Below are 25,590 nucleotides of genomic sequence, written 5' to 3'. Positions count from 1 at the left end.
GCCCGGTATGTCCGACTAAGCCTTGACTGATGCGGCCGACCTGGCGGCCCGCTCGATCTTCGCGCGGTAGGCGGCACGGGCTTCCTCGTCGATCTGCTTCTCGTGTTCGGCGCGCAGCCCGGTCCGGCCGTCGAGGCCCTCGCGCAGGATATCGGCGTGCCCGGTATGCCGGACGGACTCGCCGAGGACATGGACCATGACGGCGAACAGGTTCGTGTTGGGATAAGGCTCCGGCCACCACGGCACATGGCCGGGGGCGTCGAGGGGAAGCTCGTCGATCGTCGCGTCCGAGTGTTGCCACGTGCGCCGGTAGAACCCGATGATCTGATCGCGGGTCTCGTCCTCGGTCGCCCACTGATCGCTGCCGTCGGAGTCCTGCCACTGGGACAGCGGTTCCGGGGAAGGGCGGTCGAAGACCTCGCCGAAGTACCTGGCCTCGACAGTGGCCACGTGTTTGACCAGGCCGAGGAGGTTGGTCCCGGTCGCCGTCAAAGGTCGGCGGGCGTCGTATTCGGACAAGCCGTCGAGTTTCCACAGCAGCGCCTCGCGATCCCGCCGCAGTCTGCCGTGCAGGATGTCCTTCGCGAATTCATCGATCATGCGGTTTGAGCCTTCCATGGGTTGTTCGTGGTCTCAAGATCCCGTACGTGGTCCGCAACGGCTGGCAGAGCCGAGGTCTAGGACTCCTCACACATTGAGGTACCGGTAATGACTGTCTGCCAGAGGGACGTGGGGGTGGGGGTGGGGGTGGTGTGCGTGACGGCTCGCGGCCGACCCGACATGCGACGGTTACTGCGCAGGAGGGCTACACGCATGCTGTTCGGCGCCGTTCTCTGATCCCGTTGCGTAGTTCGGGACGGGGACCGGGGATGTTGGCGGGTGCCACGTGAGAATCCAGCCGGCGGTGAGCGCCACCGCGCCGCCTGCCAGGGCGATTGCGCCGCCTGTTCCGATACCTGCGGCCACCGAGCCGAAGCAGGCCGGCCCGACGCCCTGCAGCGTCATGCTGCCGGAGCCGAGCAGACCGAAGGCCTGGCCCTGGCCATCCTGCGGCAGGGCGTCCAGGAACGGCCGTTGCAGGCCGAGACCGTAGGCGAATCCGAAACCGCAGAGCACCAGCAAACAGGACGAGACGCCCACTCCGGGCTCGGCAGCGAAGCCGACCAGCGGCAGTCCCATCAGCGCAATCAACGGGACTACCAGTCGCTCCCGAGTGGGTGGCCGTAGCAGTCGACCCACCAGCAGGTCACCGACCAGCATGCCGACCGGCAGACAGCCCATCAGCACCGCGTACCAGCCGGGCGCGAAGTGGCGTCCTCCCGCGTAGGCGACGATCAGGCCTTCCGCGCCCGCTACGAACGCGGAGGGTAGCCACTGGGCCAGCATCAGTCGGCGCACCGTGTGTCCGCGCAGCAGCAGGCCGGCACCGTGCAGGCTTGCCCGGACGGCCCCGCCATCGCCCCGAGCGCTGCCGGGTGTACCGCCCAACTCTCCCAGCTGCAGCCGGGGTAGCCGGATGCGGACAGCGAGCGCGCAGCCGAGGTAGAGGGCGGCGCTTACCGCGAGCGCCCGGCGCGGGCCGAGTACCGCGACGGCCGCACCTCCCAGCGCCAGACCGAACAACTGCGCGCCGGAGGCAGCGATGTTGTTCAGTGAACGGCCCAGTACATATGCGTCGCCCTCCAGCCACTGCGCGACCAGACGACTCGACGCGCCGCTGAACACCGGTGTGGCGAGGGCGACCAGCGCCACGACACCCAGGCTTACCGCGATCGGCATCCGCACCAGGGCGAGCAGCAGGGCGGCGGCGCACTCCAAGGCGTAGCCGCCGGCGATGAGCGCGCGGGGCGGCAGTTGGTCGGCCAGTGAGCCCAGCAGCAGCGAGCCGAACAACTGCGGGAGGAAGCCGATACCGAAGGCCAGTGCGCTCAGCAGCGCGGAGCTGGTGGCCGCGAAGACCAGAACCGAGAACGTGGTGATCCGCAGCGAGTCCGCTGTGATCGCGACGGTGCGGGTCGAGAAGAGCAGCCGGAATCGCGGCTCGGCCAGCACCTCTCGGTAGGTGGCGCGGTGGTTGCCGTGCGCGGGTTGGGCGGTTGGGGTCATGACGCGCAGCCTCGCCGTGCGCCCAAGCCACTCACCATTGATTCGTCGCTGGACGAATCGGAACAGACGTCCCGCGGTAGCATGACGCGGTGCTCCGCTTCGAAGTCTCCGTCGAGGACCTGCTGCGCAGCCGCTTCGCACTGTCACCCGCGATGGACCTCTGCTCACTGCTGCGCTCGCTCGCCGGGCAAGGCCAGCCGCTGCCGCGAGCCTGGGCCACCCGGCTCCTGCCGGCCTTTGAACGGCTTCGCCGCGAGACCGAACTGGACGCCGCCCTCGCCCTGCAGACCCCGCAAGGCGGACCGAACTTCGTCGCCCCGCCCCCGCGCGGCCTCAACCAGACCTGGGGAGACGACCTGGCCATGATCCGGGCCACACCGCTGGAAGCGGCCCGCCGCGAATTCGCCACCACCGCGACCGGCCCGTCCGCCCGTGATCCCCGCGTACGCGCGGTACTAGACTCGACGGACGCCGTCTCCAGGATCGCCGAGGCGATGGACCAGGCGTGGCACGAACTGCTCGCCGCGGACTGGCCGCAACTGCGCGCGATCTGTGAGCGCGATGTCGTGCACCGGGTGGGTGTGATCGGCGAACACGGATGGGCCACAACCATCGAGAGCCTCCACCCGGGCATCGCCTGGCGCGCCGGCGGTATCGAGATCGGCTTCTCCCGAGGCGGAACAGTCCGCCTCGCCGGCGACGGGCTCCTGCTGATCCCTTCGGTCTTCGTCGGGCATATCGCCGCCCACCTGGAAGACCCCTGGCCCAGAACCTTGGTCTATCGTGCCCGCGGCACCGCCGCCCTGTGGAGCGAACAGGAAACTGTCCCTCAACCGGACGCGCTGACCGCTCTGGTCGGTCGGGCCCGAGCCCGGCTGCTGGTGGCGCTGGATGCCCCGGCCAGTACCAGCCACCTCGCCCGAAGCCTCGCCATGGCACCCGGCGCGGTAGGAGACCACCTCGCCATCCTGCGAGGCGCGGGGCTGCTCGTCCGCGCCCGGTCCGGACGGTCGGTGCTCTACCGGCGCACCCCGCTCGGCGAGGCACTGGTCGGCGGTTCGAGCTGAGGGCTCAGATCAGCATCAGCAGTGTTTTTTGAGGCGCCGCCAGCAGATGATTGCGCAGCCGAGTGTGAGGAAGGCCCGGTGGATGTCGGCGCGGATTTCCCAGCGGATACGCAGTCTGCGGAACCAGCGCAGAGCTGCGAAGGCCGCTTCGACGACCCAGCGGTTCTCGCCCAGGCCCCTTCCGTGCTCGGTGCCGCGCCGGGCGATGAGCGGGCGGATACCCAGCTCACGGACCTGGCGGCGGTAGACGTTGTGGTCGTAACTGCGGTCGGCGTAGGGGACGTCGGGGCGCTCACGGCGGCGTCCCCGGTTGCCGCGGATGGGCGGACGGTGTGGATCAGGGGCAGGAGCTGGGTGACGTCGTTGCGGTGGCCACCGGTCACGGTGGCGCCAGGAGCATGCCGTGGACGTCGACAATGACGTGGTGCTTTCTGCCCGTCTTGCCCCGGTCCACTGGCGACGGCCCAGTGGCGTCTCCGCCCTTCAGGGCCCGCAGAGAGGTTCGGGGCGTCGTGCGCAAGTTCGACGGCAGTCTGCACTGGCACCACACCATGTCACGTCCATGATGCCGAGCACGGTCCGGCGACTCCCGTAGCGACCAGTCCGAGTCCTGGTGCAGGAATCTCTGGTTTCCTCTGCCGAAGTCTTCGAAGTAGGGGGTGTTGACCGCGGTCAACAGTCTGGACGTTGTGGCTGGTGTCCCGTCTCAAAGGATCTGGTCCCGTGCCATGCCCCGGCCCCGTGGAGACCTGGTCAGGGGAGAATCGCAGCCGAGCCGAATCTCAGGTGATCTGGCCCACGAAGATACTTCGAGGGCGCACCGAACGGGGATCACGGCCCGGCTCTCGTATCGCCATCAAGCTCTGGGTGCGCGAGGACACCGGGGAGGGCTCTCATCAGGGACGCAACGCATCGGGAAGAAGATTTTCCGGACTCCGGTCACATCGAGGTGAGTTGCTCCGTCAGTGCCGTGAGAACGCCAAACAGGCCGATGAGAAGGAGTCCAGTCATGACCAGCACCCCGATCTCCCGGATGCCGAACCCGGTCGAGTTCGTTCCGGAGCTCAACGACATCACCGCCGCCCTGTTCCGTGCCACGGGCAACCGATCGGTGCCGCGCACCACGATGAGCCTGGTACACCTGCGGGCCGGACAGATCGTCGGCAACACATACCTGACCATCCTGAACACCGGATTCCTGCGCAAGGCGGGGGCGTCCGAGGAGCGCATCACGGCCGTCTCCTCGTGGCAGGACGCCCCCTACTTCACCGACGCCGAGCGCGCGGCACTGTCCCTGGCAGAAGCCACCCTCCAGCCGGCCCCGCATGGCCAGGAACGGGTCACCGACGACCTGTACGCGGAAGTGGCCAAGCACTACGACGAGAAGGCCCTGGCCACCTTGACCATCGCCATCGGCCAGATCAACTTCTTCATAGCCCTGGCCGTCATCGGCAAGCCCGCACCGGTAACCTCCCTCGCCGACGAGCAGTGGAACTGACCCGACCCTCCTCAAGTCACCTGGTCCGCCCACAGACGAATCGGACCAGGTGACTTGAGACGGGGACCAGTTCGACGGAGACAGGAACCAGTCCGGCTCGGCGTCCACCCCGCGGATCAGGCGGGATGGCTATGTTCATGAGCAGGGACGTCAGTTGCTCACTGTCCTTTGACAAGCAACTCAGTCCACCGCGATCAGCTGACCTGGACGGACTTACTTCGAATCTCAACCAGCGACAGTCCCGGCGTGAGGCGTACTGGCCCTTTCTGCGTGAAGGCAATGAAATAGCCGGAAAAATGCAGGAGTTGCTTCCCAGAGACTTCACCGCGCAGTCACACTCCGGCGAGATGGCCTTGCGTGCACCGCTCGCCGAGCAGCCTTGCCCGCGAGCTCATCCCGACCGCGGACACCGCGTGCGCGCAGCCGTCGGCTGAGCCGGGCCGTCCCGAGGTGCCGGAGGGCAGCCGGGCTCTGGGTAGCCGGTCACCCGGACGAGCGGTCCGGCGCTGGTCAGGACGAGTGCGCGTTCCCATGCCAGTAACGGCTCGATCAACGACCACAGTTCATCCGAAACGATCCACGGCCGCGAGTGACGCTCTCCCACATCCAGACCAACGACCGAACAAGGCGGGACCAGTTGGCGAGCGGTGCCAACTCAAGTGTTCAGTCACAGGTCTTGTGGCTGATGTCCGGTCCTCGCGAACTGTGGGCAGTCCCGGTCTTGTGTAGGCACGCAGACCAATCGACATAGCGACAAACCATGTTCTCACTGACCGCCGCCTGACCACCGGCCGTCGCTCAGCGCCGCTTCCCGGTCTCAGGGGAGGTGACGCCGTGGCTGGCGCGACGCATGGCCTCGTACAGCGCGGCGTCCTCCGGCGGTTCCGGGAGCGGGCCGCGGGCCGGGGTCTGGAAGGACTGGATCATCCACGCCACGAGGCGACGCCAGGCATCGGGGGCGGCATCGCCGGTGGCAGTGAGGACGCCGGAGTTGGCCATCAGCAGCAGGACGAGGTCCCGGCTGGTGAAGTCCTCGCGCAGCTGTCCGCTGTCCTTGGCGCGGCCGATGAGTTCGAGGAAGCCCTGGTATGCCTGGGCACGGAGTTCCTCGAGGGCCTGGGCACCGGGGAAGGTCATGGTCAGGATGTCGGCGAAGCCGCGGTCGGCCGCCTGCATCGCACAGACCTCCTGGATATAGCCGGTGAAGCCGCTCCACGGGTCCGGATCGGCCAGGGCCTCGGCGGTGGCCTGCGCGTACGCCTCCATACGATCGGCGAAGACAGCGACGACCAGTTCCTCCTTGGCGGGGAAGTGGCGGAAGAGGGTGGCGATCCCTACCTCCGCCTCCCGCGCGACCGAAGCCATCGACGCGTTCAGCCCATCGCGCCCGAATACCGCGCGCGGCGGCGCAATGGCTGACCGCACGCATCAGGCCCCGAACTACCGGACCGGGCTTCGACCGACGCGAGCCAGCACGTTGTCGGCCAACTCCTTCGGGGCCAGCTCACCGTCCAGGAACACGGTGCCACCGGGCAGCGTGTCCATTGCGGCCGTGCACGGCTCGATCCTGGCCTTGCACCACTGCCGGACCCGCTCATCCCGCTCGGGATCGTCCGGCGTGACGCTCCGTCCATCGATCCGCTTCACCAAAACTTCCCCGGAGACCTTGAGGAAGAAGTGGTGGACATCGATCCCCGCGTCCTTCAACGCACCGAAGATCTCCTCCACATACCCCGGGTCGACCAACGTCATGGGCACGAGGACAGGCCGCTGATACTCCTCGACGAGCCCCACCGCCAGATCCGCGACCTGCCGCCGCCACAACCGCAGATCCTGGAAATCTCCGGTCGGGACCGCCACGATCTCGCGCAGCACATAACCAACCATCTCCGGGTCATAGACCAGTGCCTCGGGCCAGCGCGAACTCAATTCATCGACCAGCGTGCTCTTCCCGCTGCCGAACGCGCCGTTCACCCAGACGATCACACGCATCTCCCCATCACCGACGCCCCCATCGACACGACCCTCCCAGCTAAGCGGGGCCGAACCCACCGAGCGGATTCCAGCAATCATCGCAACACGGTGGTCATTCCTGTGTTGCGACGAGCTTACGGCTCGGTCCGCGATTGATGGTTGGGGGTAGCTCCGCCTCGGGGGCAGCTGATCAGGGATGTTGCGACGACCGTTGACCAGCCCGGGGTGTGGTGATGGGCGGTGCTCGGTCGGGATATTCGCTGGTCGCCGCTTGTTGATGGTGGTCATACTGCCGCGATGGATCCAGTGACTCTTGAGACCGACCGTCTGGTGCTGCGGGCCTTCACACCTGCCGACGCGGATGCGGTGTACGAAGCCTGCCAGGACGAGGACATCCAGTTCTACACCCCGGTGCCGGTGCCGTACCGGCGTGCGGACGCGGAGAAGCTCGTCGGCGAGAAGCTGCCCGCTCAGTGGGCCGAGGACAAGGACTACACCCTCGGCGCGTTTTGCAAGGACACCGGCGCCCTGGTCGGCTCATACTGCCTGACGCTCGTCAGCCGCGGCGTCTGGGAGCTCGGTTACTGGGCGGTCAAGGGACAGCGCGGACGCGGGTACTCGGTGGAGGCCGCTCAGGCCCTGTGCGACTGGGGCTGGGCCACCCTCGACGTCCACCGCATCGAGTGGTGGGCCATGGCCGGGAACACCGGCTCGCGTGCCGTCGCCGAGAAACTCGGCTTCACCGTCGAAGGGACACTGCGCAATCGCGGCATCGCCAACGATGGTAAGGCGCACGACTGGTGGGTGGGCGGACTGCTGAGGCTCTGATGTCCGGGCCGGTGCTTGGCCGGCTACGTTTGCTCTTCTGCAGGGAAGTTCCCAGCTCGGACCCACAGAAGAGCCACACCCATTGATCATGGGGCGGCAGCCGTGTCGACGACTTCGACCTGTCCGACGTCCTCGGTCTGCCACTGATTCTCGTCTCCTACGACGCCGACGAGATCGGCCGTCAGGCCGCGCGTCGGCTGATCGAACGCCTCGAACACCACGACGCAGCGCCGCCGGCCTCCCGCCGCGTCACGGTCCCCACCCGCATCGTCCGCCACGGCGCGCCGTCCGGGGACTGGCTCGGCCACCCTCCCACCAGCGCCTGACGCCCCCCTGTCCACGGCGCCTCCGTCCGCGGCCTCCGCGGCCTCCGCGGCCAGGACACGGGGCCGCCGGTGGTCACCTTGCGGAGCCCGTTCGAGGTTGTCGTACGTGTATGTCGAGGACGCGCCGCGGCCGTCGGTATCCGTGTCCGCCCCGCCCAGCGCGTCATAGACCGAGGTGGTCCGCGCCCTGCCGGGTAGGGGGCGGGCGATGCTGTTTCCCTGTCCTCGTAGGTTCAGTTGGTGACCTTGCCGCGGGCATCCAGGACGGACAGCCGCCCGAACCGAGCCGCGTTCCTCATAGAGGAGATCAGACCTTCACGTACCTGACCAGCCAGGACATCATGTCTTTGAGCTCCCCGATCGCTTCGCAGACTACGTCCACCGCCTCCGCGGTGTGCAGCCAGGCATCACACCCCAGCGGTCGAGCGGCAATCAATGAGCGGTGCCGCAGGAGTTCGACGCGGGGATGATCAGCTGGGTAATCCCGGGGAACTCTCTTCATGAGGTCACCGGTGACCTCATAATTCCGGCCTCTCAACTCCTCCACAATGGCCACAAGTCTTGGACCACTGCCCTCCGCTGCTACCGCCTGCCGGAACATCTTGATCTGCTCGGGAACGGGGTACCACCAGGCACCTTGGATTCGGAGGCCGTCGAGATCGAAGCGCAGACCTATCTCAACGTTGCGGGCGAGCCGGATCACCGCACCCTGGTGCTGCCACCACCAGGAGTTTGTGCGGTAGTGCCAGACGGAGAAGTCGTCGTATTCCAGGTTCCTATCCGCGACTTCGTTCAGCAGCGCGATCATCGGCTGCCGCACCAGCCGCTCGCGATGCGTTCGACACTCCTCGCGCAGAGCCTGCGAAGGCTCGCCCTGCAACCGCATGAGGACGTCGAACGCGCCCTCCGGCCACCCCGTGAAACGTCCGCGCATTCCGGCACTTTAGCGCGCCGCGGACCCCTCACCGTAGGAGCACGTCGGGCAACCGGATGGGACGGCGGGCGAGTTCCACCATCAGGGACGAGTAACCCCGGAGGTCGTAGGAGGCAACACGCTGGGGACTACCGATCACCTTGATCTCACCGACACCTCGCCCAAGCTCGTCGAACCAGACCGAAAGAAGCATCCGGGCAAGCGGCGCACCAAGACAGAAATGCACGCCCGCGCCGAATGCCAGAGGGCGCTTGGGACGGCGATCGAGCCGAATGGTGTCGCCGCCGCCGAAAAGCGATTCGCCTTGGTTGACCGACGGGAGCCACAAAGTCACCGCGTCTCCGGCACAGACGGTGCTTCCAGACAGCATGGTGTCGCAGGTCGCGGTTCGCAGTACGCGGCTCGCCGGGGAGGATCTCTGGGCCCGCTGCGGGCTCTCCAACGGACCCCGACAACCAAGTGCCGTTCTGGGCGCTGGTGTGGGGCCGTCCGCAGCTACGCGATCGCGGCCGCCGGCCAACCTAACAACCCGTAGTATGCAGCCCCTGAAACAGCTGGACTGCTGGTCAGGGCACCTGTCAGGCTCCTCCTCGTGGAGATACTCGATGTCCTGACGAGCATGGCGAAGACCAACTCCCACACCGCATCGGTCAGTTCACCTGGGGGCCCGCTCGTGCTATAACCCCGCACCCGTCTCGGCCCGCGCCAGCAGAGCTGGCCGGACAGCCACAGGATCCGACCTCCGCCGAGCCGACACCGGGCCCTGCCCAGACCGCCGCAAGCGCTGCCGGGCGCTCTCATGATCAGGCGTTGTGAGGTGGCTCTTGGAGGCGGCTTGAATTGGGCCGCAGGGAGACGGGACTGACGCAGTTGTCGCCGCGTCAGTCCTGATCCTTCGTCAGCGGGAGCAGATCACGGTGACGAGTGCGAAAGAGGAGAAGAAGGGTCCCTCGGAGAGCGAGGTGAACCACTGGCGGCCGCGTGCGTCGTCGATGTGACCATCCTGGACGGCTTGCTGCATGTTGCGGCCGAGTCCCCGAGTGCGGTCCGCATCCTGGAAGTCGAGGAAGACCGGTGTCGTGGCCCTCACGGTCTCGACGACAAAGCCTGCCTGCTCCGCGTGACGGGCGAGGCGGCGGCCGATGGTGGCGTGACGGACCACCTCCGACGTGGTGTAGCGCGTGAACGCGCGGCTCATGTCGAAAGTTGACGAAGGCGCTTCCCTCCTGAGCCAGCCCGTTGTCCATGACGCCGGCCTAGAAGGCAGGCACGGAGCCCTGCCCACCCACCGGACAGGCTCTAGGTGTGCGGGTTCGTGAGATCGATGACGATGAAGGCCGGAGGTCGCTGCAAAGCCCGGCACCGGGATCGGTGTTCCGGACGTGCGCGCCCTTGTCGATCTCGCGGGTCAGCCTTCGGAGGGGCGCGGGGCGCGCAGGTACGCCCGTTCCTTCAGTTCCTCCTCGTCGACCAACGTGAGCATCGGCTGACCCGGCGCGCACAGCATGGTCACCAGGAACTTGGTCGGTGCGTCCGACAGCGCGTTGCCGTCCTGGTAGTGGATCACATCACCGCCTGGCTCCCAGAACGTCCCACCCGCCTCGACCACACGCTCCGGCTCACCCTCGAGCTCGAACCGGAGCGCACCCTCCATCACGTAGCCGAACGATGGGCCCGAGTGGCGATGTGGAGGGAGCCCGGGGTGACCGGGAGGCCAATCGACGAGGATGGTCATTCCCGAACCACCTTCGGGAAAGAAGGGCGGAGTGACTTCCTGCAGCAACTTGACTTCGGGCGGCAGGGAGACCTCGTGGGCGGTCCCGTGCTCTGAGTTCTTCTCTGACATGTACCCTACCTCCGTAGGCCTGCCCGGTATGGACGATCTTGCGTGGGCCACCGCATTTCGGACTGGTGTACCGACCACTCGTTCGGCGGTGACCAAGTTCGCCGGTTTCCGGCTCACACAACTCGCTTCGCGATGAGGGCAAGCCACTACCCACATCCGCGACAGGCCGTGCGCCTTCCGCCTCGCCCAAACGGCCTCAAGACCACCCTGCCTCCCGTCAGCGGCTGCCACAATCCGGGAGCCAGCGGCATCGAGACCGCATCGCACCGTGTCATCGGCGGGGATCTAGGGTCTGTTGCGAAAGTCTGTACGGATGTGTACCTGTCCGCAGTGGTCGAGCTCGACGACACGCGGAGCTCGGGTGTCGGAGAGCGACCTGGCAGAGCCGGGCGTCCCGGCGTTAAGGAGACGGGCATCGCGCCGTCAGTGGCGTCGAGTAGTTTCTCTTCGTTCGGCCCGCCAGGCGGGCCGCTGAACTGGGAGGACTCGTTGCCGTGAGCATCCACATGCACATGCGCGCCGTCGCGGAATCCGAGATCCGGGACGACCACACCTGGCTCGCAGCGTTCATGTGGGAGGCATGGGAGAACCACCCCGACGAGTACGCAGCGGGCATCGCCGAGTCGATCGACAAGGTCTGGGGCTCCGTCAATGACCTCTATGCTGCTGCCGATGTTCTCAATGCCGATGCCGACGGCTCTTGGGAGCTGCCGATTTACGGCGGGCGGCCAGTGGCACACAGCGCCGATGCTGACCCCTCCAACCCGCCCCTGGGGATTCTGGAGCCGCCTGGGGTGTCACAGGCCGCAGGCTTCCTCGCACGTGTCTCGTTCGAAGAGCTGTGGAACGTCGCCGGTGCCAAGCTCGTCTGGGCCGGCTGGGGCGAGGTGCAGGTCAGGCAGGAGTTCCTCGACTATCACAGGAGCCTGCAAGGGTTCTATGGGCGGGCCGCTGCAGCAGGCCACGCCGTGGTCAGGGCGGTGTGGGCTTAAGACGTGGTCGACGTGCTGGTCGCAGCCACTCGTTGATGGCTGCGACCAGCACTGTCGCCTCATAGCGCACGGCTAACTTGTCGTATCTCGTGGCCACTGCGCGGTGCCGTTTCAGGCGGTTGATGCCGCACTCCACCGCGTGGCGCTGCTTGTAGTCCTCCGTGTCGAAGGCTGGCGGCCGGCCACCTCGGGAGCCGAGCTTCTTGCGGTTACGTACCTGATCGGCCTTCTCCGGGATGGTGCATCCGATCCTGCGTTTGCGCAGGTAGGAGCGGTTCGCGCGAGAGCCGTAGGCTTTGTCGGCACGAACCCTGGCTGGTTTGGTGCGCGGTCGTCCCGGACCGGCGCGGGGGACGCGGATGCGTTGGAGAACAGGCTGGAGCTGCGGACTGTCGTGCCGGTGCCCGGAAGTGATCAGCAGCGACAGTGGCTTCTGCCCCTGTTCGGTCGCAAGGTGGATTTTCGTGGTCAGGCCGCCTCGGGAGCGTCCCAGGCCATGGTCGTCCGGCTCGGCGTCGATCCCGCCGGGCGGCTCGCGCTGCAGATCCCTTTTTTACGCGCGCCAGCAGCGTGCTGGTGGGCACGGCAGACAGTCGAATCCACGCTCACATCCCAGGTGATCAGACCCTGCGCGTCTGCCTGGACCTGCAGCTGCTCCAGAATCCGCTTCCAGGTGCCGTCGCGCTGCCACCGGCGGAACAGGTCGTATGTCCGGTCCCACGGACCGTATCGCTCGGGGACATCCCGCCACGGGGTACCCGCTCGGGTCCGCCACCGTATCCCGTCGATCAACTGCCGACGAGTCCACGTCCGCGGCCTGCCCGCCTTCTTCCCAATGGGCAGCAACGGCTCCAACTGGGCCCACTGCTGGTCTGTCAGATCCCCTCGCGCCACACCATGATCATCGCAATTCAAGATCCACTTTCGCAACAGACCCTAGTTCGCTTCGTGGGTGGGCGTCTGGGGCAAGCCCGGTGCGGCATCGCCCTCGCCGACGAGGAAACCAACACATTGTTGGCGACGTGGCCAGGGGGACGTAGTGGTCGGCCGCCTTGCCACGAAGAGTAAGCCTCACGGTCCGTCAACACCCGCTTTAGGAGCGAGGTGGGGCTAGTTGTGGCCTGACCTGCGGGATGCCGACTTCGGCGTCCGGTGGTGGGAGCCTCCGCCAGTAGCCGCGGTTCGCCGTGAGTCCCCACTCCATCTGGCGCGGTTGTGGCACAGGGAGCTTCTGATCCGTAGTTCTCTCTGGATCGGTCTTCGGCGGTCGTACCCGGCCTCTACGGGCATGGCGGTCCGCCGAAGGGCCGAGACTATCGCCGGGCTGCTGTACTTCGCTGCTGTATAGGTCGATCGCAACGTGAGAAGGGTGGCGGCGGATTGGGTCCGGTCCCCAATCCCCCTCCGCAGCGGGAGCCTGGCGGTAGCTCGACCAACTGCGACCCCCGGAGCATGCATGCCGGCACAGGAGCCCTGGAGGTGCCAAGGCTCTGGCGGTGACGCTGACTTGATCGCCGATCTCCCCTCTGGAGTTCCTCAACTTGCCAGCGGCTGCGTAGTTGATCAGCGGCGTGACCTGCCTTTGGGCTGTGGGCAGTTGTCATCGTTGGTCATCGCTGACCGTCCTTCCACGGCCCGGAGACGGCCCGCGCACGCTTCCGGTCGGGGTTCACACTGAGTAGGCGCGCTCATGTGGAACGGGGGCGGGCGGAGGACGCTGAGTGCATGAGTGAGCCCTCTACTCTTCGACAGATCGCGGTCGCCGTGGTTCTTCTCATCGTTGATCTGGCGGTGATCGCTTGGTTGCTCTGGAGCTATGCGTGGATCGGGTGGAGGGATGGCTGGAACCCGAACGATGTGCCGGTGGCCCCGAGGGTTGCGTGGCGTGCGGTGTGGATCTTGGCTGGGGCAGGAGTGGTGACATGTGGTGGCCTGCTCGCTCTACGGTGGCGCATCTCGGGACTCGTCCAGCTATCCGTCTTGGGCGTCGGCGCGGTGGTCTTCGTCCACTGGGCTGTTCGTAAGTAGGAGCCTGCTGACGGTTCAGCGAGGCGCGGACCGCCTCTGTACACACCCGTTGGTGATAACCGATCAAGCGTTCCTAGACAGTTCAGCTCATCGCCGCCTGCCAAGTGGCCGGGAACGGCGCCCCTTCCACCCCGGTGCCGGCCGATCCCCCGCCGGAGGCAAGACACGTGCCGCAGCACGTCCAGCCGATGCCTGGCGCCTTGAAAGCTCGCGTTCAACTACGCAGGTCTCCTAGACGTGAGAGACCCACCTGTCTATAACGACCGTCAGTTTTAGATCTAGACCATCAAGGCCACCGCCATCGCGATCAGCCCGACTGCGATCAGCGCCACCACCAGCATGATCAGCGCGAGAGGCAACGGTCCCCACCCCTTGCGCAGCTCAGGCTCCGGATAGGAGATGCCCGAGGTGGTATCCCCCTCAGCGGGCGGGGTTTCACCGGGGAGTATCCCGCCGGTTGGTCCGAGTCCCGGAGCCCGGCTAGGAACGGCACGAGGGCTTGTCATGTGATTGCTCCTCTCGGCTATCCTCCCCGGTAGGCCAGAGCCTGTCAGCCAGGGTGTCCATCGTGCCGTGAGGCAGCGGGCGATTGGACACCGAGCCAGGCCTCCCAGGTCTGCACGATCGCCCTGCGATCGACGTGCTCGCCAGCATCCAGAGAGCCGATGCGCTGCTCCAGACCCTCAATCGGCAAGCGGGGCTAACGGCTACCGGCACTTCGCCGGGTTGTCGTGTCACTGCCCTCACCTCCGCCACGGCACGGGATGCACAGTCCGAGTTCCCGATCCCTGCGCGGAGTAACAAACTCCTCGGTCGGGCTCAAAGCCAGGAGCCCGAAGGGCTCCAGTACGGCGCACACAAGCCGACAAGTGGGCGCTGAATCTTGCCGCCGCACGCGGCTTCCACGCCCGTCAAGGGCACCTGAACGTACCCCGCAAACAGGTAGAGCCGGTGCCGGTGACAGGAGGGCGCCGGCTGGCCGCGGCGGCGCACTCAGTGTCGAGCGGGACGGGGACCGGGTGCTGGTGGCGTTGGGCATGGTTGTGGCGAACACCCAGCGCAGGGCCGACAAACTCACAACGACGCCCTCCGCACCAACCTCAACCAACTCGGCATGCGCTGGTAAGAATCGCCGGTGGGGCCACCTGCGCATTCTGCTGCTGAGCAGAAGCACCTTAGATGCCAGAAGGGCAGGCTTGTTGTCACTCGGGGAGATCGGCTGACGTCTGCAGAGGGGCAGGCCGGCGTCCGCCGGCGCAGGCCACCACTGCTGTCGCTGAGGAGTACAGGAAGATCGTGAACACCGACGACATGTCCACCGCGTCGATGCAGCCGGTACGGACAAGCTCTCCCCCAGCCTGCCGGAGGATGCCGACGGTGGCGGCAAGGCCCTCGACTGTGAGGCCACGCCTAGGCCGCGCGCAAGCGGATCCCGAACACACCCGCGTGCCGGTCGGCAGGGACCAGACCGTCCCAGACGACGAAGGCACCGCCGACGATCAAGGCGTCCCGAGCAGGTCCGCATGCCGGGGTCTGTTCGCAAAGCATGTCGACGAGGTCCTCGCGAGTCACGCTTTGCCCCGGTGACAGGAGGGCTGCCAATCGGCTGCGTGTGACAAGTACCGCGCCTCTCTGATGACAATGAGGCTGTTCGATCTGGATGCTTCGGCAGCCTATTCGGAGCCGTCAGGGACAACTACCGAGCCTCGGCCCAGCCGCCCACCTGCACGGGCTGTCCAGAGGCGACTACGTGCCCGCGATGGAGTAGTTCCTGGGCTCCTCGGCCGGCTTGTCGGCAGCCACCATGACCTGGCTGACGCGGCAGCGGCAGGACGACCACGCTGCCTGACGACACCGTTACCCGGCGGCCTGTGGGTGTCAGAACATCGTGTTGTCGTTCTCGGACGTGGGGGGAATGACCTGAAGCACGTCCCAGGGCTCGACGATCTTTCCGTCCGCGTCGAAGCGGAAGATGTCGATACCGGCGTACTCCTCGTCCGGCCATACCTGATGGCAGTGCAGGTCGCCCTCGGCCAGGACACGCTTGAACGCCACGCGCTTGCCCGGGAACTCGGCAGCCATCCGCTCGAAGTAGTCGACGAATGCCTGCTTGCAATCGGCCACGTGCGGGTTGTGCTGGATATAGGTCGCGCCCGCGTACCTCTCCAGGGCCTCCGCCGGGCAACACTCGTTGAACATCAGATCGTAGAACGCCGTCGCCGTGGCCTTGTTGCGTTCGAGGTCAGCATGGGTCACGGCGATCACGGTACGTCGATCAGTGGGACATTTCGACAGCGCACCCCAACGCCCACATGGCAGATTCTGAAGAACCAGATCCACAGCGCTCGACTACGACTCCCGTCGTATCGACGTTCGCCCGTGCAGCCCACTGCTGTGCGTGGGGGCCGTAGGCGCTGCGAACCCCAGTATTTGGTCCGGATGCCGCCGTCCGTAGTCATCTCGAGCGTCTCCAGGTAGCCGAAGTGCTGGATCCGAACGGTGGCAAGGACAGCGGTGACCGCGATCAGGCGTGGTCCGTCTTCAGGAGAGGTCGTCGATGTCGACGACGGCCGTCGCCCGCGGTGGCTCAGCCACTTGGTGACTGCCGAGCGGGATGCCGAAGCCTCGTGATGGGCGTGACTCGGCAGGGACGCCGGAGGTGACAGGCGCGAGGGTCACGCCGACCGTGGCAGTGCCTCCCGCGGCGGATCGGTCCCGTGCGTGGCGGGCCAGGAGCCGGGGTCCGGACCAGATGCCGAGGACCAGGTCTTCGTCCTCGATCCGGCTGGCAGTCGTGTTCTACTCCATCCGACCCAGCCCGGCAAAGTCGCCGCGGTTGACAGCGAAGGCGCTGGCGCCGCTCTGGCGGAGTCCGCACGCGATCCATTCACCCTTCGCCGGCTCGGGGCGCAGCAACCGCTGACGGCTTGCTGGATGCGGCCCGGTCGGCCGCGTGGTCCATTGGCTGCGCACGCGAGAGTGGGAGTCGTTTGTCTGCGGCTTCGGGAGTCACTTTGTGCGGCTGCCGCACGACCAATGTCAATGAATGCGGGAGTCACCACAGGTGCTGTCGGCTAGCCGGAACGCAGACCGCCGTTCGCGGTGATCGTACGGAGATACGCCGAACTCCTCCGGCGGACCTGGCTCGGGGTTGCACGAGCCTAGAGGCTGGAAGCCAGCAGTGGCCGCCTGTGCGAGCAGCGCTCCGGCAGCCGGACTTCACTGGCCGATCGTCGATCAAGGAGTACAGATGCGTCTGCGCAAGCGAGCGGTTGCCGCCGTGTTTGTCGCCACCGCAGCCTTCACCGCCTTTGCCCCCCAGGCCATAGCCGCCCATATGCCCTGGGAAACGAGCAAGACCCCCACGGCCACCACCCACAACACCACCTCCACGGCAGCCGTCGGCGACAACGGCACGGTCACCGTGCTGTGCGTAGGCGGCTGCTACCAGTAGGCGGACGCCACAGGGGTCCGCCTGCCAGGGGTCCGGGGACTCGGCATTCCCCGGACCCGGCCCGCGGCGGACGATTCAAGGCACGCAACGCCAGGCACCCGCCAAGAACACCGGGCGGCTCCCGAAGTCACGTACATCAGCTATTCGCCTGGGCGTGCGACCCCCTCCTCACGTCGAAACGACGTCACTACTCGGGTTCTGGCGCAACTTGGATGCTGTTGGTGATCTTTAGGTGGGTAGGCTCCGGCAGAGAGTTTGGAAGCGGTTCCTGGGGCGAGGGCTGCGGGGTGGTGTGATGCCGGGTGAGAGGTATTCGCTGAGCCGGATGATGTTCGTTCCAGCTGCTGTCAGGACGTGTTGGACGTGGCTTCTGGCCATGCCTCGGTAGCGGCAGTTCCGCGGGCCGTGGGCATGAACGGATTCGGAGACGGTGGCCTCGCAGCCGGCACAGATCGCATATCGCCGGCGCCACTCGGCTGGCGTCCGGTCCGCTCTGGCCTTCGTCTGGATCTCCTGAGAAGTCGCACGCCAGGCCCGTACGCATACCTCCTGGCTGACGTCCTCGGCGAGGGCCGGCTCCCGGGTCGCCGACAGTGCGAGGCCGTGGACGGCGTTCTGGAATCGCATGACGAATGCGACGGACGCCTGTTCGTCGCCCAGCGCGAAGCCGGCGACGAGCGTGACCTCGTCGACCCGGTCCGCGCGTGAGTACAGCACCACGCCGGTGTGTACGTACGAGTCGGGTCAAGGGATTGGAAAAGTCGCCAGGAGAATTCCGGGAGCGCGGCGCAATCCCTCGGACGCGCCCGCCCGTACAACCCCCGAGACTCGCCCGTACGACCTTGTGAGAAGGGACGGAAACGTCATGAACCGAGGAAGGATCACCGTGACCGGGTTCGCGCTCGTGGCGGCCCTCGCGCTGGCCGGCTGCGGCGGAGGAAACGGTGCCAGCGGCAGCGGGACCCGGAGCAAGGCACCGGCAGCGGCCATGGACGCCACCACCGTCAGGGCGAACAACTCGCCGCTGGGCACCGTGCTCGTGGACGGCGGCGGACGGACGCTGTACCTGTTCACCGGGGACGGGAAGAACCGCAACTCCATGGACTGCGACGCTGCCTGCCTCATCCTCTGGCCGCCCATGGAGGGCAAGCCGAAGGCGGGCAAGGGCGCCGACGCCGGCCTGATAGGCACCACGCACGCCGGCAAGCGGACCCAGGCGACGTATGCCGGACACCCGCTGTACTACTACGCGGGCGACCGGGCAGCCAACGACGTCAACGGGCAAGGCGTCGACGGCATCTGGTTCGTGCTGGATGCACAGGGTGCCGCGGTCAAGAAGGCGGCCCCGGTGACCCCGTCAGCGCAGCAGAACGACGACGGCGGTTACGGCTACTGACGCAGCCTGACGTCCCTCGGCTCACCCACTGCCGGTTATGCATCATCCACCGCTCCGCCCTTCGATCCCAGAAACCCGGCGGCTCTATCCGCGTGAGCGGTGGAGCAACGAGCAGTTCAGGCTCGGCCCTCAGCATGACGTGTCGCGGGATGTGATCGGCAGCGGACTGGACCAGCTTCGATCGGCGACCTGACGTCGTGGGCCCGCCGACCGTCAGGTCGGCGGACCCGGTGATCGGTGACGGTCAGCCGAAGCTCATCGGAGGCGTCTGAGTGGGACGACATCGATGACTCGGTTGGTGATCAACGATGGTGATGCTGCAATTTTATTGAGATGACACACTCGCCCAGATGGTCTTGCCGGTGAGGGAGTAGCGAGTGCCCCAGCGGTCGGCCACCTGCGCGATCATGAACAGTCCGCGACCGCTCTCGTCCGTCTCCGAGGCCTGGCGAACATGGGGTGAGGTGCTGCTGGCGTCGGAGACTTCGCAGATGAGCGAGGTGGCGCGGATGAGGCGCAGCTGGATGGGGGCCCGGGCATAGCGGATGGCGTTGGTGACCAGTTCGCTGACGATCAGTTCGGTGGTGAAGGCCAGCTCCTCCAGGTTCCAGGCGGCCAGTTGCCTGGTGGTCAGGGCGCGGGCCTGGGCCACCACGGCGGGGTCGAGGGGGAGGTCCCAGGTGCTGACCCGGTCAGGGCCGAGGGCGCGGGTGCGGGCGAGCAGCAGAACGGCGTCGTCGTCGAGGGATCGGCCGGGCACGAGGGCGTCGAGAACGGCGTCACAGGTACGGTCGAGGCCTTCTTCGGGGTTGGCGAGGGTCCGGCGCATCCGGTGCAGCGCGGCGTCGATGTCGCCGTGGCCGCTGTCCCCACGCAGCAGGCCGTTGGTGTAGAGGGCGAGGATGCTGCCCTCGGGCAGTTCGAACTCGGTGGTCTCGAAGGGGAGCATGCCGCCGAGGCCGAGCGGTGCACCGGGAGGCAGGTCGAGGAGGTGGCCGGTGCCGCCGGGGCGGACGACCACTGGGGGCAAGTGGGCTGCGGCGGCCAGGGTGCAGTGGCGGGAGACGGGATCGTAGACGGCATACAGGCAGCTGCCGCCGATGCCTGCGGTGGGAGACCCGGATGTCGGCTCGGGATCGGCGCTCTGGCTGACGATGCCGTCGAGCCGGGTGAGCAGTTCGGCGGGGGAAGGGTCCTGCTGGGCCAGGGCTCGGACCGCGGTGCGCAACCGTCCGGCGTCGGCCACGGCGTGGACGCCACGGCCGGGGACGTCGCCGACGATGAGGCCCACCCTGGCTCCAGAGAGCGGGATGATGTCGAACCAGTCGCCGCCGACCCCGGCGGGGCCGTCGGCCGGCAGGTAGCGGTGGGCGGTGGTCACTGCGCTCAGTTCCGGCGTGGTGACCTGGAGCAGGCTCTGCTGGAGGGTGAGCGCGGCGTGCCGCTCGTGGGTGTAGCGGCGGGCGTTGTCGACGCAGACGGCGGCGCGGGCCACCACCTCCTCGGCGGCGGTGAGGTCGTCGGCCTCGAACGGGTCGGGCCGGCGCCACCGGTAGAAGTGCGCGACACCGAGGGTGACGTCCCGGGCGCACAGCGGGACGACCATCACGGAGTGCACCCCGGCTTCGGTCATCTTCCCCGCTCGGTGCGGGTCGCGGGCCAGCCAGTTCTCGGATGCCTCAAGGTTCGGGAGTAGTACACCTTCGCTGGTGGCCATGGCCTGCGCCTGGGGAGTGGCCGCATCGAAGGTGATCAGCGCGCCGGGCGGGTAGCTGGCCTCCGGGGCGTTCTCGTGGACCGAGCGGATGGCGGCGCGGCGCAGTACTGCGCCGCCGCCGACGGGTCCGGGGACGGACTCCTCGCCGAGCGCGATGCCCTGCAGCAAGTCCACGGCGACGAAGTCGGCCAGCCGGGGCACGGCCACCTCGGCGAGTTCGTCAGCGGTGCGGCTGACGTCGAGAGTGGTGCCGATCCGCTCGCTGGCGTCGTTGAGCAGCTCCAGCCGGTCCCGGGCCCGGTTGCGCTCGGTGACCTCGACGATGGCGGAGGCCACGCCGAGGACCTTGCCCGCCGGGTCGGAGAGGCGGAAGGAGGTGATGCTCCAAGCCCGGTTCCACCCCTGCAGGGAAGGTACGGGAGCGCGGTGCTCCCTGGTGACCGGTTGACCGGCCTCCAGCACCTGGCGCAACCGTTCCTCCATCTGCTGGGCTTCCGGACCAGGGAAGACCGAGGTGATGTGGCGCCCGATCGCCTGCTCTCGCGGGATGCCGTGGATGGACTGCAGGGCGTCGTTGATGCGGATGCACCGCAGGTTTGTGTCGTAGACCGCGAGGCCGATCGGTGCCTGGGAGAACAGGCCGTCGGCTACCGCGCGGTCGGTTTCCCAGCGGCGCAGGGCGGCCACGTCGATGAAGAACGCGAACCAGTTCCGCTCGCCTTCGGCGGCGATCGTCCAGGCCCGCACCAGGACCTCCACCGGGTGGCCGTCGCGGTGCCGAAGCGTGACCATGCGCCGCAGGCTTCCCGTGCCCGAAGAGTCGCGGACCTCGGCGTGAGCCCTGGGAATGTCCTCCTCGAAGGCGAGCAGTTCGACCACGGCGCGGCCGACCATCTCGTCCGCGCCGTAGCCGAGAATGTCCGGTGCTGCAGCATCCCACGTCGTGACGACCCCGCGGGTATCAAGGGCAGCAAAGCCGACCGCCCGCTCCGGGATGAACGCCGACTGGTGATCCACCGTGACAGCCTCCGATGCGATCATGCCGAGTAACCACGGTAAGCCCTGTACCGAAATCACGTGCGGTTGGCGGGGCTCTTCGCAGGCTGCACCAGCCGCGCCGCCACGGCCGGCGACGGGGAGCTGCTCCCGCTCCGCCCTGCGGGCACGGGCGCGGTCGCGGTGGTCGGCCCACTCGCCGACTCGGCCGATCTGCACGGCACGTGGGGCGGCCCGGGCGCGCACCGGTTTCCGTCGGTGAGCGTGCTGGACGACATACGGGCGGCGGCGCCCGACCGCAAGGTCACGCACGTAGGCGGGGACGTCGACGAGGCGGTGGCCGCGGCCTCGGCCGCGGATCTTACGGTGATCGTGGTAGGTGAGGAGTCCCGGCTGAGCGGCGAGGCCTGCTCGCGCAGCGACATCGGTCTCCCGGCGGGCCAGGAGGAACTCATCGAGGCCGTCGCCGCGACCGGAAAGCCGTACGCCGTGGTCCTGTTCAACGGACGGCCCGTCGCCCTCGGCGCCTGGCCGGACACGGCGCCGGCTGTCCTCGAGGCATGGCACCCCGGCATCGAGGCCAGCCACGCGGTGGCCGACGTGCTCTTCGGACGGGTGAACCCCGGCGGCAAGCTCCCGGTGACCCTCCCGCGCTTGGTGGATCAGGTCCCGGTCTACTACAACCACGAGAACACCGGCCGCCCCTACGACCCGCAGACACCGGACGAACACTTCCGCTCGCGCTCCCTGGACCTGCCTCAGGGCCCGCGCCTCCCCTTCGGGTACGGCCTGAGCTACACCCCCTTCACCCTCTCCGAGCCCGGCCTGAGACAGGAGACCATCAGCACGACCGCACTCCCGGAATAGGGCGTGACCGTCGAGGTCACGGTCACCCTCGCCAACACAGGCGACCGCAGCGGCGACGAGGTCGTCCAGCTGTACGTCCACGACGTCGCGGCGAGCATCATTTGAGCAAAATAGCCCGCAGCCGAGCCACGGCCGTTCCTCCCTGCGAAACCTCCGCGGAGGGCGGGTCCGGGTCGGCCGCCGCCCCGACATCGGAGCCGTTCGGACAACGGGCGGGGTGGTCTTCCCACGAGGTGCACACCCACCCTGCCGCCCGCGTCGAGGCGGTGGCCGGAAGAGGAGAGTGAGTGTCGATGAGAGCGACTGACCGGGGCCAGGTACTTGCCGAGGCATCCGTCGACGAAACCGTCGTGATCAAGGGAAAGGTGCGCTTTCCTCCGAAGGCAGTGGTGCAAGAGCTCCTGAGCGAGAGCGAGACGCCCTACGTGTGTCCCTGGAAGGGGCGTAGCCTGTAATTTAACGCGGGTATCGATGAGAGGTCGTGGCCGACGTCGGTAGGAGCTGTCCCACTGTCCACGCCGGCGCGGTGGATTGTGTCGGGCGGGACTGCGTCGCCTTCAGCCCAGTCGTGACCGTAGACGGCGGCGCCTGACCTTCGCGCACAGGCAGGCTCGTGGACCCCAGAGCCCTCGGACACAGTTTCGCCGGTGGTCCCGTCGGCGGGCTCCAGCCCCTTCGGCGGGTGTGGCTTGCCGGATGAGGGCACGGGCTCCGTGCCGCCGCTTCACCCACGATCCGCTGGACATCGCGAGCCGCGCCTTCGGCCTCTCGAGACGCGGCGAAGGGGTAGGCAGCAGGTGGCGCTGCAGTGGATGGAGAGTAAGAGCGTTCTCGTAGGCGACGCCGATCGTGAGGAGCCACTGGCCCGAGAGTGAGGAGCCTTTCATGGCTATCAAGCCCGGCACCGTCGAAATGGACCGCCTGAACGTCTTCTTCCGCAAGGCAGTCCGAACCGGTGTTCCGAAACTGCTGCTCTTGCCCGAGGAACAGGTACGCGCAGCAAGCGCCCCTCGCGACGATTACCCAACGTCATCACCTGGTGTAACCCGAGGCGATCCGATGCCGTGGCGCGCCACGGAGAACAGGTCTGGATCAAGAGCAGGGGGTGCTCGACGATCATGAACACGGCTTACTTCGAAATAGCCGCGGCGAACACGGTGGTCGCCGCCGTCGCCGCCTTCATCGGCGGCCTCTTCGTCGCGGGAATGCTGGTGTGGGCGGTGCGCTTGGGCATGAGGGTACGCAGGGAAGAGCTCAGACCGCCCAGGCCGGATGAACAGCCTCATCTGCCCGAGGGCGGGGCGGTACACGAGATCCGGGAAGTGCGGGAGCCGGATGAGCTCCCTCTGGCCAAGGACGAGAGTGAGCGCCTCATGCCGTACGAGCTCCACCATTTCGGCGGTAAGCGCAGCACGAATCAGAAAGTCCCGCGATGGACCCCGGGGTCGAGCGGCTCATTCGGCAGCGGCGGCCCGGGTCGCACGTGAGGCGGGAGCCGGCCCGCGGGACACGCGCACACCGACACGTACATCACCACATCAAAGACCGGAGGATGACGCATCGAGAGCGGGGCGAGCCAGCCGCCATCACCCCTGGCAGGTGCTCATACGCAGCCGTGACTTGCGTGCTTCGACGGCTTCCCGGATGGGCGGCACGGTGATGACGCCTCCGTGGCCCTGTCGAGCGCGGACTACTCCCAGACCGTCCATGGGCACGGCAGTCGGATCGTGTCGGGCGGGTGTGTTTCAGGCGGCACATCGGGCACGTCGTCCATCGCTCCACGTGTGCCGTTCGTCCCCCTAGGCGGAGCGCCGGCCGCCACGTGGCCGCAGTTCTTCCGCTCATACTCGTCGGCCAGACTCGCCAGGCGGAGCTGCGGCCGACAGGCCGCGCGGGGCGCGACGCGGCCGCCGGGCTTCCTTGGACAACAGCGCCTCCCGGTGTCGCGTTCGTCGTGCCAGGCAGTGGCGGGTTGAGCGAAGGCTGCGCCGGCCCCTGGCCACAGTTCAGGGTGAGTGCGGCGAGTGCCGGGCTCGTTGTCTGCCCGGAATGGATCGGCGATTCGAGGCCGTGTATTGCTCGGAGCGCGTGAGGTAGTGCAGGCGGGCCATCATGCCGCGGTGCTGAGTGACGGGCGTGGCAACGAAGGCGACGAGCTGGTCGAGCCGGCGGGCCGCGGCCTCGAAGCCCTCGATCCCGCGGGCGCCGAGCCGGCCGAACTCCAGATACTTGTCCGGCACTTACACCCTCTCCCCCGTCTGCACGGCCTCGTCGCCTGCGGCTCTGGCCGTGCAGATGCCCTTCACCGTGACCTCGGCGCCACGTCGGTTCACCCGATTGGACCCGATGAGCGGGCTCGGTGGCACCGGCCCGTGAACGCTGATGTGCAGTGGGCCTCCACGGAAAGCGAGAACAGCATGACGGCATCTGCGGTCTCTGGCATACGACGCCGCACACGGCGTCTTCGCAGCGCGGCGGCGGGGTGCGCCGTCGCTGCCTTGTGCACAGCCACGGCAGCGCCTCCGGCTGCCGCGGACGGCGGCACAGGCGGTGCGAAGCCCACCATCGTGCTGGTGCACGGCGCCTTCGCCGATGGTTCCAGCTGGAACGGAGTGATCGAGCGGCTGGAGCGTCGCGGCTACACGGTCATGGCCCCGGCCAACCCGCTGCGCGGGCTGTACAGCGACGCGGCCTACATCGCCTCCGTTCTCAAGAGTGTCAAGGGCCCCGTCGTGCTGGCCGGGCACTCCTACGGTGGAGCCGTGATCAGTACGGCCGCGGCCGGCAATCCCCAGGTGAAGTCCCTCGTGTACATCTCGGCGCTGATGCCGGACGTGGGCGAGAGCGGCATGTCGCTCTCCGCCCGGTTCCCCAGCGCGCTCGGCACCGCCACCACATCCGTGCCCTACCAGGCCGGCAGCACCAGCGGAACCGACCTGTACCTCAAACACGACAAGGTCCACCCGGTATTCGCCGCCTGCCTGTCAGCCGGCCAGGCCAACCTCCTGGCAGACACCCAACGGCCCGCGGCCACCACCGCGTTCTCCGAGACAGCCAAGGTCGCGGCGTGGAAGGACATACCGTCCTGGGCTCTGGTCGGCCGGCAGGACATGACCATCAACCCGGACCAGGAACGCTTCGAGGCCAGACGCGCCCACTCCCACACCGTGGAGATCGACACCTGCCACGTGTCCCTGATCGCGCAGCCCGACGCCGTCGCCGACCTCATCCTCCAGGCCACCACCGGCGCTATGACCACCGCCACCGATGCTGATGCTGCCCGCCCGGCCCTCGCGGACACAGGTTCCGCCTGGAGTTTGAAGCACGCCATCGCCTTCGGCGGCATCGCCGGCGCGCTCTTGGCCGCCGGCTCTGCTGCCGTCCTCGCCAGCCGCCGTGTACTACACCGCACGCACTGACAGGGGAGGCGTCTGGCAAATACAAAGATCCGATGCCCCAACCGTGCTGCAGGATGTGGGTGGTGGGCCACCCGATGAGGAAGTGTATGGATCGAACGCGCGGTCAAGGGTGCCTACGGCGGCGCTCGGCGCTGGGCTCCGC

The 25,590-nt window shown here is 67.5% G+C and carries 25 protein-coding genes and 3 pseudogenes; 12 read left to right on the top strand and 16 right to left on the bottom strand.

Translation table 11 applies throughout. The features are described 5' to 3' along the window. Positions 1 to 15 precede the first annotated feature (15 nt). Both ACWIGU_RS42590 and ACWIGU_RS42585 read right to left on the bottom strand, forming a co-directional pair. Positions 16 to 600 carry a DinB family protein gene (locus tag ACWIGU_RS42590; RefSeq protein WP_454407252.1) on the bottom strand — a complete coding sequence of 195 codons (585 nt, stop codon included), beginning with the start codon at positions 598 to 600 and terminating at the stop codon, positions 16 to 18. Between the two features lie 189 nt (positions 601 to 789). Then, complete coding sequence (locus ACWIGU_RS42585; RefSeq protein WP_454407251.1) at positions 790 to 2,106, bottom strand: MFS transporter; 1,317 nt, start codon at positions 2,104 to 2,106, stop codon at positions 790 to 792. Positions 2,107 to 2,195: 89 nt separating this feature from the next. Here ACWIGU_RS42585 and ACWIGU_RS42580 point away from each other — a divergent pair, with 89 nt between their 5' ends. Further along, a complete protein-coding gene (locus tag ACWIGU_RS42580) occupies positions 2,196 to 3,173 on the top strand; it encodes an ArsR/SmtB family transcription factor (protein ID WP_454407250.1) in 978 nt (325 codons plus the stop codon). A 15-nt stretch (positions 3,174 to 3,188) separates the two neighbouring features. On the opposite strand, the pseudogene ACWIGU_RS42575 reads toward ACWIGU_RS42580, so the two are convergent. After that, positions 3,189 to 3,669: pseudogene (locus ACWIGU_RS42575) on the bottom strand (IS5 family transposase); the annotation flags it as partial. Positions 3,670 to 4,182: 513 nt separating this feature from the next. On the opposite strand from ACWIGU_RS42575, the gene ACWIGU_RS42570 reads away from it, so the two are divergent. Next, the gene (locus tag ACWIGU_RS42570; protein ID WP_454407249.1) at positions 4,183 to 4,671 is read left to right on the top strand and encodes a carboxymuconolactone decarboxylase family protein; all 489 of its coding nucleotides are present in this window, start codon (positions 4,183 to 4,185) and stop codon (positions 4,669 to 4,671) included. A 798-nt stretch (positions 4,672 to 5,469) separates the two neighbouring features. On the opposite strand, the gene ACWIGU_RS42565 is transcribed toward ACWIGU_RS42570, so the two are convergent. After that, entirely contained in the window at positions 5,470 to 6,096 is a 627-nt protein-coding gene (locus tag ACWIGU_RS42565; protein WP_454407248.1) for a TetR/AcrR family transcriptional regulator, read from the bottom strand. A 15-nt stretch (positions 6,097 to 6,111) separates the two neighbouring features. Next, the gene (locus ACWIGU_RS42560) at positions 6,112 to 6,657 is read right to left on the bottom strand and encodes an AAA family ATPase (protein WP_454407247.1); all 546 of its coding nucleotides are present in this window, start codon (positions 6,655 to 6,657) and stop codon (positions 6,112 to 6,114) included. 285 nt (positions 6,658 to 6,942) lie between these two features. Between ACWIGU_RS42560 and ACWIGU_RS42555 the strand changes: the two genes are divergently transcribed. Then, positions 6,943 to 7,473 carry a GNAT family N-acetyltransferase gene (locus ACWIGU_RS42555; RefSeq protein WP_454407246.1) on the top strand — a complete coding sequence of 177 codons (531 nt, stop codon included), beginning with the start codon at positions 6,943 to 6,945 and terminating at the stop codon, positions 7,471 to 7,473. 86 nt (positions 7,474 to 7,559) lie between these two features. On the opposite strand, the gene ACWIGU_RS42550 is transcribed toward ACWIGU_RS42555, so the two are convergent. From ACWIGU_RS42550 to ACWIGU_RS42530, 5 genes are all read right to left on the bottom strand, one after another. Continuing rightward, positions 7,560 to 7,781 (bottom strand): hypothetical protein, encoded by a 222-nt coding sequence (locus ACWIGU_RS42550; RefSeq protein WP_454407245.1) that lies wholly within the window; start codon positions 7,779 to 7,781, stop codon positions 7,560 to 7,562. 325 nt (positions 7,782 to 8,106) lie between these two features. Further along, positions 8,107 to 8,733, bottom strand: a complete 627-nt coding sequence (locus tag ACWIGU_RS42545; protein WP_454407244.1) for a DUF2461 family protein — start codon at positions 8,731 to 8,733, stop codon at positions 8,107 to 8,109. Between the two features lie 28 nt (positions 8,734 to 8,761). After that, entirely contained in the window at positions 8,762 to 9,373 is a 612-nt protein-coding gene (locus tag ACWIGU_RS42540; protein WP_454407242.1) for a cytochrome P450, read from the bottom strand. A 258-nt stretch (positions 9,374 to 9,631) separates the two neighbouring features. Further along, complete coding sequence (locus ACWIGU_RS42535; protein WP_454407240.1) at positions 9,632 to 9,931, bottom strand: hypothetical protein; 300 nt, start codon at positions 9,929 to 9,931, stop codon at positions 9,632 to 9,634. Between the two features lie 210 nt (positions 9,932 to 10,141). Further along, positions 10,142 to 10,579 carry a cupin domain-containing protein gene (locus ACWIGU_RS42530; RefSeq protein ID WP_454407239.1) on the bottom strand — a complete coding sequence of 146 codons (438 nt, stop codon included), beginning with the start codon at positions 10,577 to 10,579 and terminating at the stop codon, positions 10,142 to 10,144. A 494-nt stretch (positions 10,580 to 11,073) separates the two neighbouring features. On the opposite strand from ACWIGU_RS42530, the gene ACWIGU_RS42525 reads away from it, so the two are divergent. Next, a complete protein-coding gene (locus tag ACWIGU_RS42525; RefSeq protein ID WP_454407237.1) occupies positions 11,074 to 11,571 on the top strand; it encodes a DUF1877 family protein in 498 nt (165 codons plus the stop codon). Here the strand turns inward: ACWIGU_RS42525 and ACWIGU_RS42520 are convergent. Together ACWIGU_RS42520 and ACWIGU_RS42515 are read right to left on the bottom strand one after the other, a co-directional pair. Next, positions 11,552 to 12,465 (bottom strand): IS5 family transposase gene (locus ACWIGU_RS42520; protein ID WP_454407236.1). Its coding sequence is split into 2 segments (ribosomal slippage): positions 11,552 to 12,072 and positions 12,072 to 12,465, totalling 915 coding nucleotides; the frame shifts between segments, so codons are not numbered across the junction. The two genes, ACWIGU_RS42525 and ACWIGU_RS42520, sit on opposite strands and share 20 nt — an antisense overlap. 1,412 nt (positions 12,466 to 13,877) lie before the next feature. Continuing rightward, a complete protein-coding gene (locus ACWIGU_RS42515) occupies positions 13,878 to 14,105 on the bottom strand; it encodes a DUF6480 family protein (RefSeq protein ID WP_454407235.1) in 228 nt (75 codons plus the stop codon). A 1,205-nt stretch (positions 14,106 to 15,310) separates the two neighbouring features. Here ACWIGU_RS42515 and ACWIGU_RS42510 point away from each other — a divergent pair. Continuing rightward, a pseudogene (locus ACWIGU_RS42510) lies at positions 15,311 to 15,445 on the top strand (IS256 family transposase); the annotation flags it as partial. Between the two features lie 32 nt (positions 15,446 to 15,477). Here ACWIGU_RS42510 and ACWIGU_RS42505 read toward each other — a convergent pair. After that, complete coding sequence (locus ACWIGU_RS42505) at positions 15,478 to 15,855, bottom strand: nuclear transport factor 2 family protein (protein WP_454407234.1); 378 nt, start codon at positions 15,853 to 15,855, stop codon at positions 15,478 to 15,480. Positions 15,856 to 16,849: 994 nt separating this feature from the next. Here ACWIGU_RS42505 and ACWIGU_RS42500 point away from each other — a divergent pair. Beyond that, positions 16,850 to 17,053, top strand: coding sequence for a hypothetical protein (locus tag ACWIGU_RS42500; protein ID WP_454407233.1), 204 nt, complete (start codon positions 16,850 to 16,852; stop codon positions 17,051 to 17,053). A gap of 228 nt (positions 17,054 to 17,281) precedes the next feature. Here the strand turns inward: ACWIGU_RS42500 and ACWIGU_RS42495 are convergent, their stop codons facing one another. Further along, on the bottom strand, positions 17,282 to 17,680 hold the full coding sequence (locus ACWIGU_RS42495; protein WP_454407290.1) for a transposase: 399 nt from the start codon (positions 17,678 to 17,680) through the stop codon (positions 17,282 to 17,284). Positions 17,681 to 17,918: 238 nt separating this feature from the next. On the opposite strand from ACWIGU_RS42495, the gene ACWIGU_RS42490 reads away from it, so the two are divergent. Together ACWIGU_RS42490 and ACWIGU_RS42485 are read left to right on the top strand one after the other, a co-directional pair. Continuing rightward, entirely contained in the window at positions 17,919 to 18,449 is a 531-nt protein-coding gene (locus tag ACWIGU_RS42490) for a COG4315 family predicted lipoprotein (RefSeq protein ID WP_454407232.1), read from the top strand. 82 nt (positions 18,450 to 18,531) lie between these two features. Further along, a pseudogene (locus ACWIGU_RS42485) lies at positions 18,532 to 18,642 on the top strand (diadenosine tetraphosphate hydrolase); the annotation flags it as partial. Positions 18,643 to 18,774: 132 nt separating this feature from the next. On the opposite strand, the gene ACWIGU_RS42480 reads toward ACWIGU_RS42485, so the two are convergent. Continuing rightward, the gene (locus ACWIGU_RS42480) at positions 18,775 to 21,207 is read right to left on the bottom strand and encodes a SpoIIE family protein phosphatase (protein ID WP_454407231.1); all 2,433 of its coding nucleotides are present in this window, start codon (positions 21,205 to 21,207) and stop codon (positions 18,775 to 18,777) included. 36 nt (positions 21,208 to 21,243) lie between these two features. Between ACWIGU_RS42480 and ACWIGU_RS42475 the strand changes: the two genes are divergently transcribed. The 3 genes from ACWIGU_RS42475 to ACWIGU_RS42465 all read left to right on the top strand — a co-directional run bounded on the left by ACWIGU_RS42475 (position 21,244) and on the right by ACWIGU_RS42465 (position 23,516). Next, the gene (locus ACWIGU_RS42475; protein WP_454407230.1) at positions 21,244 to 22,029 is read left to right on the top strand and encodes a glycoside hydrolase family 3 C-terminal domain-containing protein; all 786 of its coding nucleotides are present in this window, start codon (positions 21,244 to 21,246) and stop codon (positions 22,027 to 22,029) included. 293 nt (positions 22,030 to 22,322) lie between these two features. Next, complete coding sequence (locus tag ACWIGU_RS42470) at positions 22,323 to 22,484, top strand: DUF427 domain-containing protein (protein WP_454407229.1); 162 nt, start codon at positions 22,323 to 22,325, stop codon at positions 22,482 to 22,484. A gap of 609 nt (positions 22,485 to 23,093) precedes the next feature. After that, complete coding sequence (locus tag ACWIGU_RS42465) at positions 23,094 to 23,516, top strand: DUF6479 family protein (protein WP_454407228.1); 423 nt, start codon at positions 23,094 to 23,096, stop codon at positions 23,514 to 23,516. 519 nt (positions 23,517 to 24,035) lie between these two features. Here the strand turns inward: ACWIGU_RS42465 and ACWIGU_RS42460 are convergent. Further along, positions 24,036 to 24,269, bottom strand: a complete 234-nt coding sequence (locus tag ACWIGU_RS42460) for a hypothetical protein (RefSeq protein WP_454407227.1) — start codon at positions 24,267 to 24,269, stop codon at positions 24,036 to 24,038. A gap of 258 nt (positions 24,270 to 24,527) precedes the next feature. On the opposite strand from ACWIGU_RS42460, the gene ACWIGU_RS42455 reads away from it, so the two are divergent. Continuing rightward, the gene (locus ACWIGU_RS42455; protein ID WP_454407226.1) at positions 24,528 to 25,448 is read left to right on the top strand and encodes an alpha/beta fold hydrolase; all 921 of its coding nucleotides are present in this window, start codon (positions 24,528 to 24,530) and stop codon (positions 25,446 to 25,448) included. The last annotated feature ends 142 nt before the right edge of the window (positions 25,449 to 25,590 follow it).

This window comes from Streptomyces sp. NPDC055400, assembly GCF_053644375.1.
The sequence above is the reverse complement of the archived record's forward strand: the minus strand, read 5'-3'. Positions and strand labels throughout refer to the sequence as shown.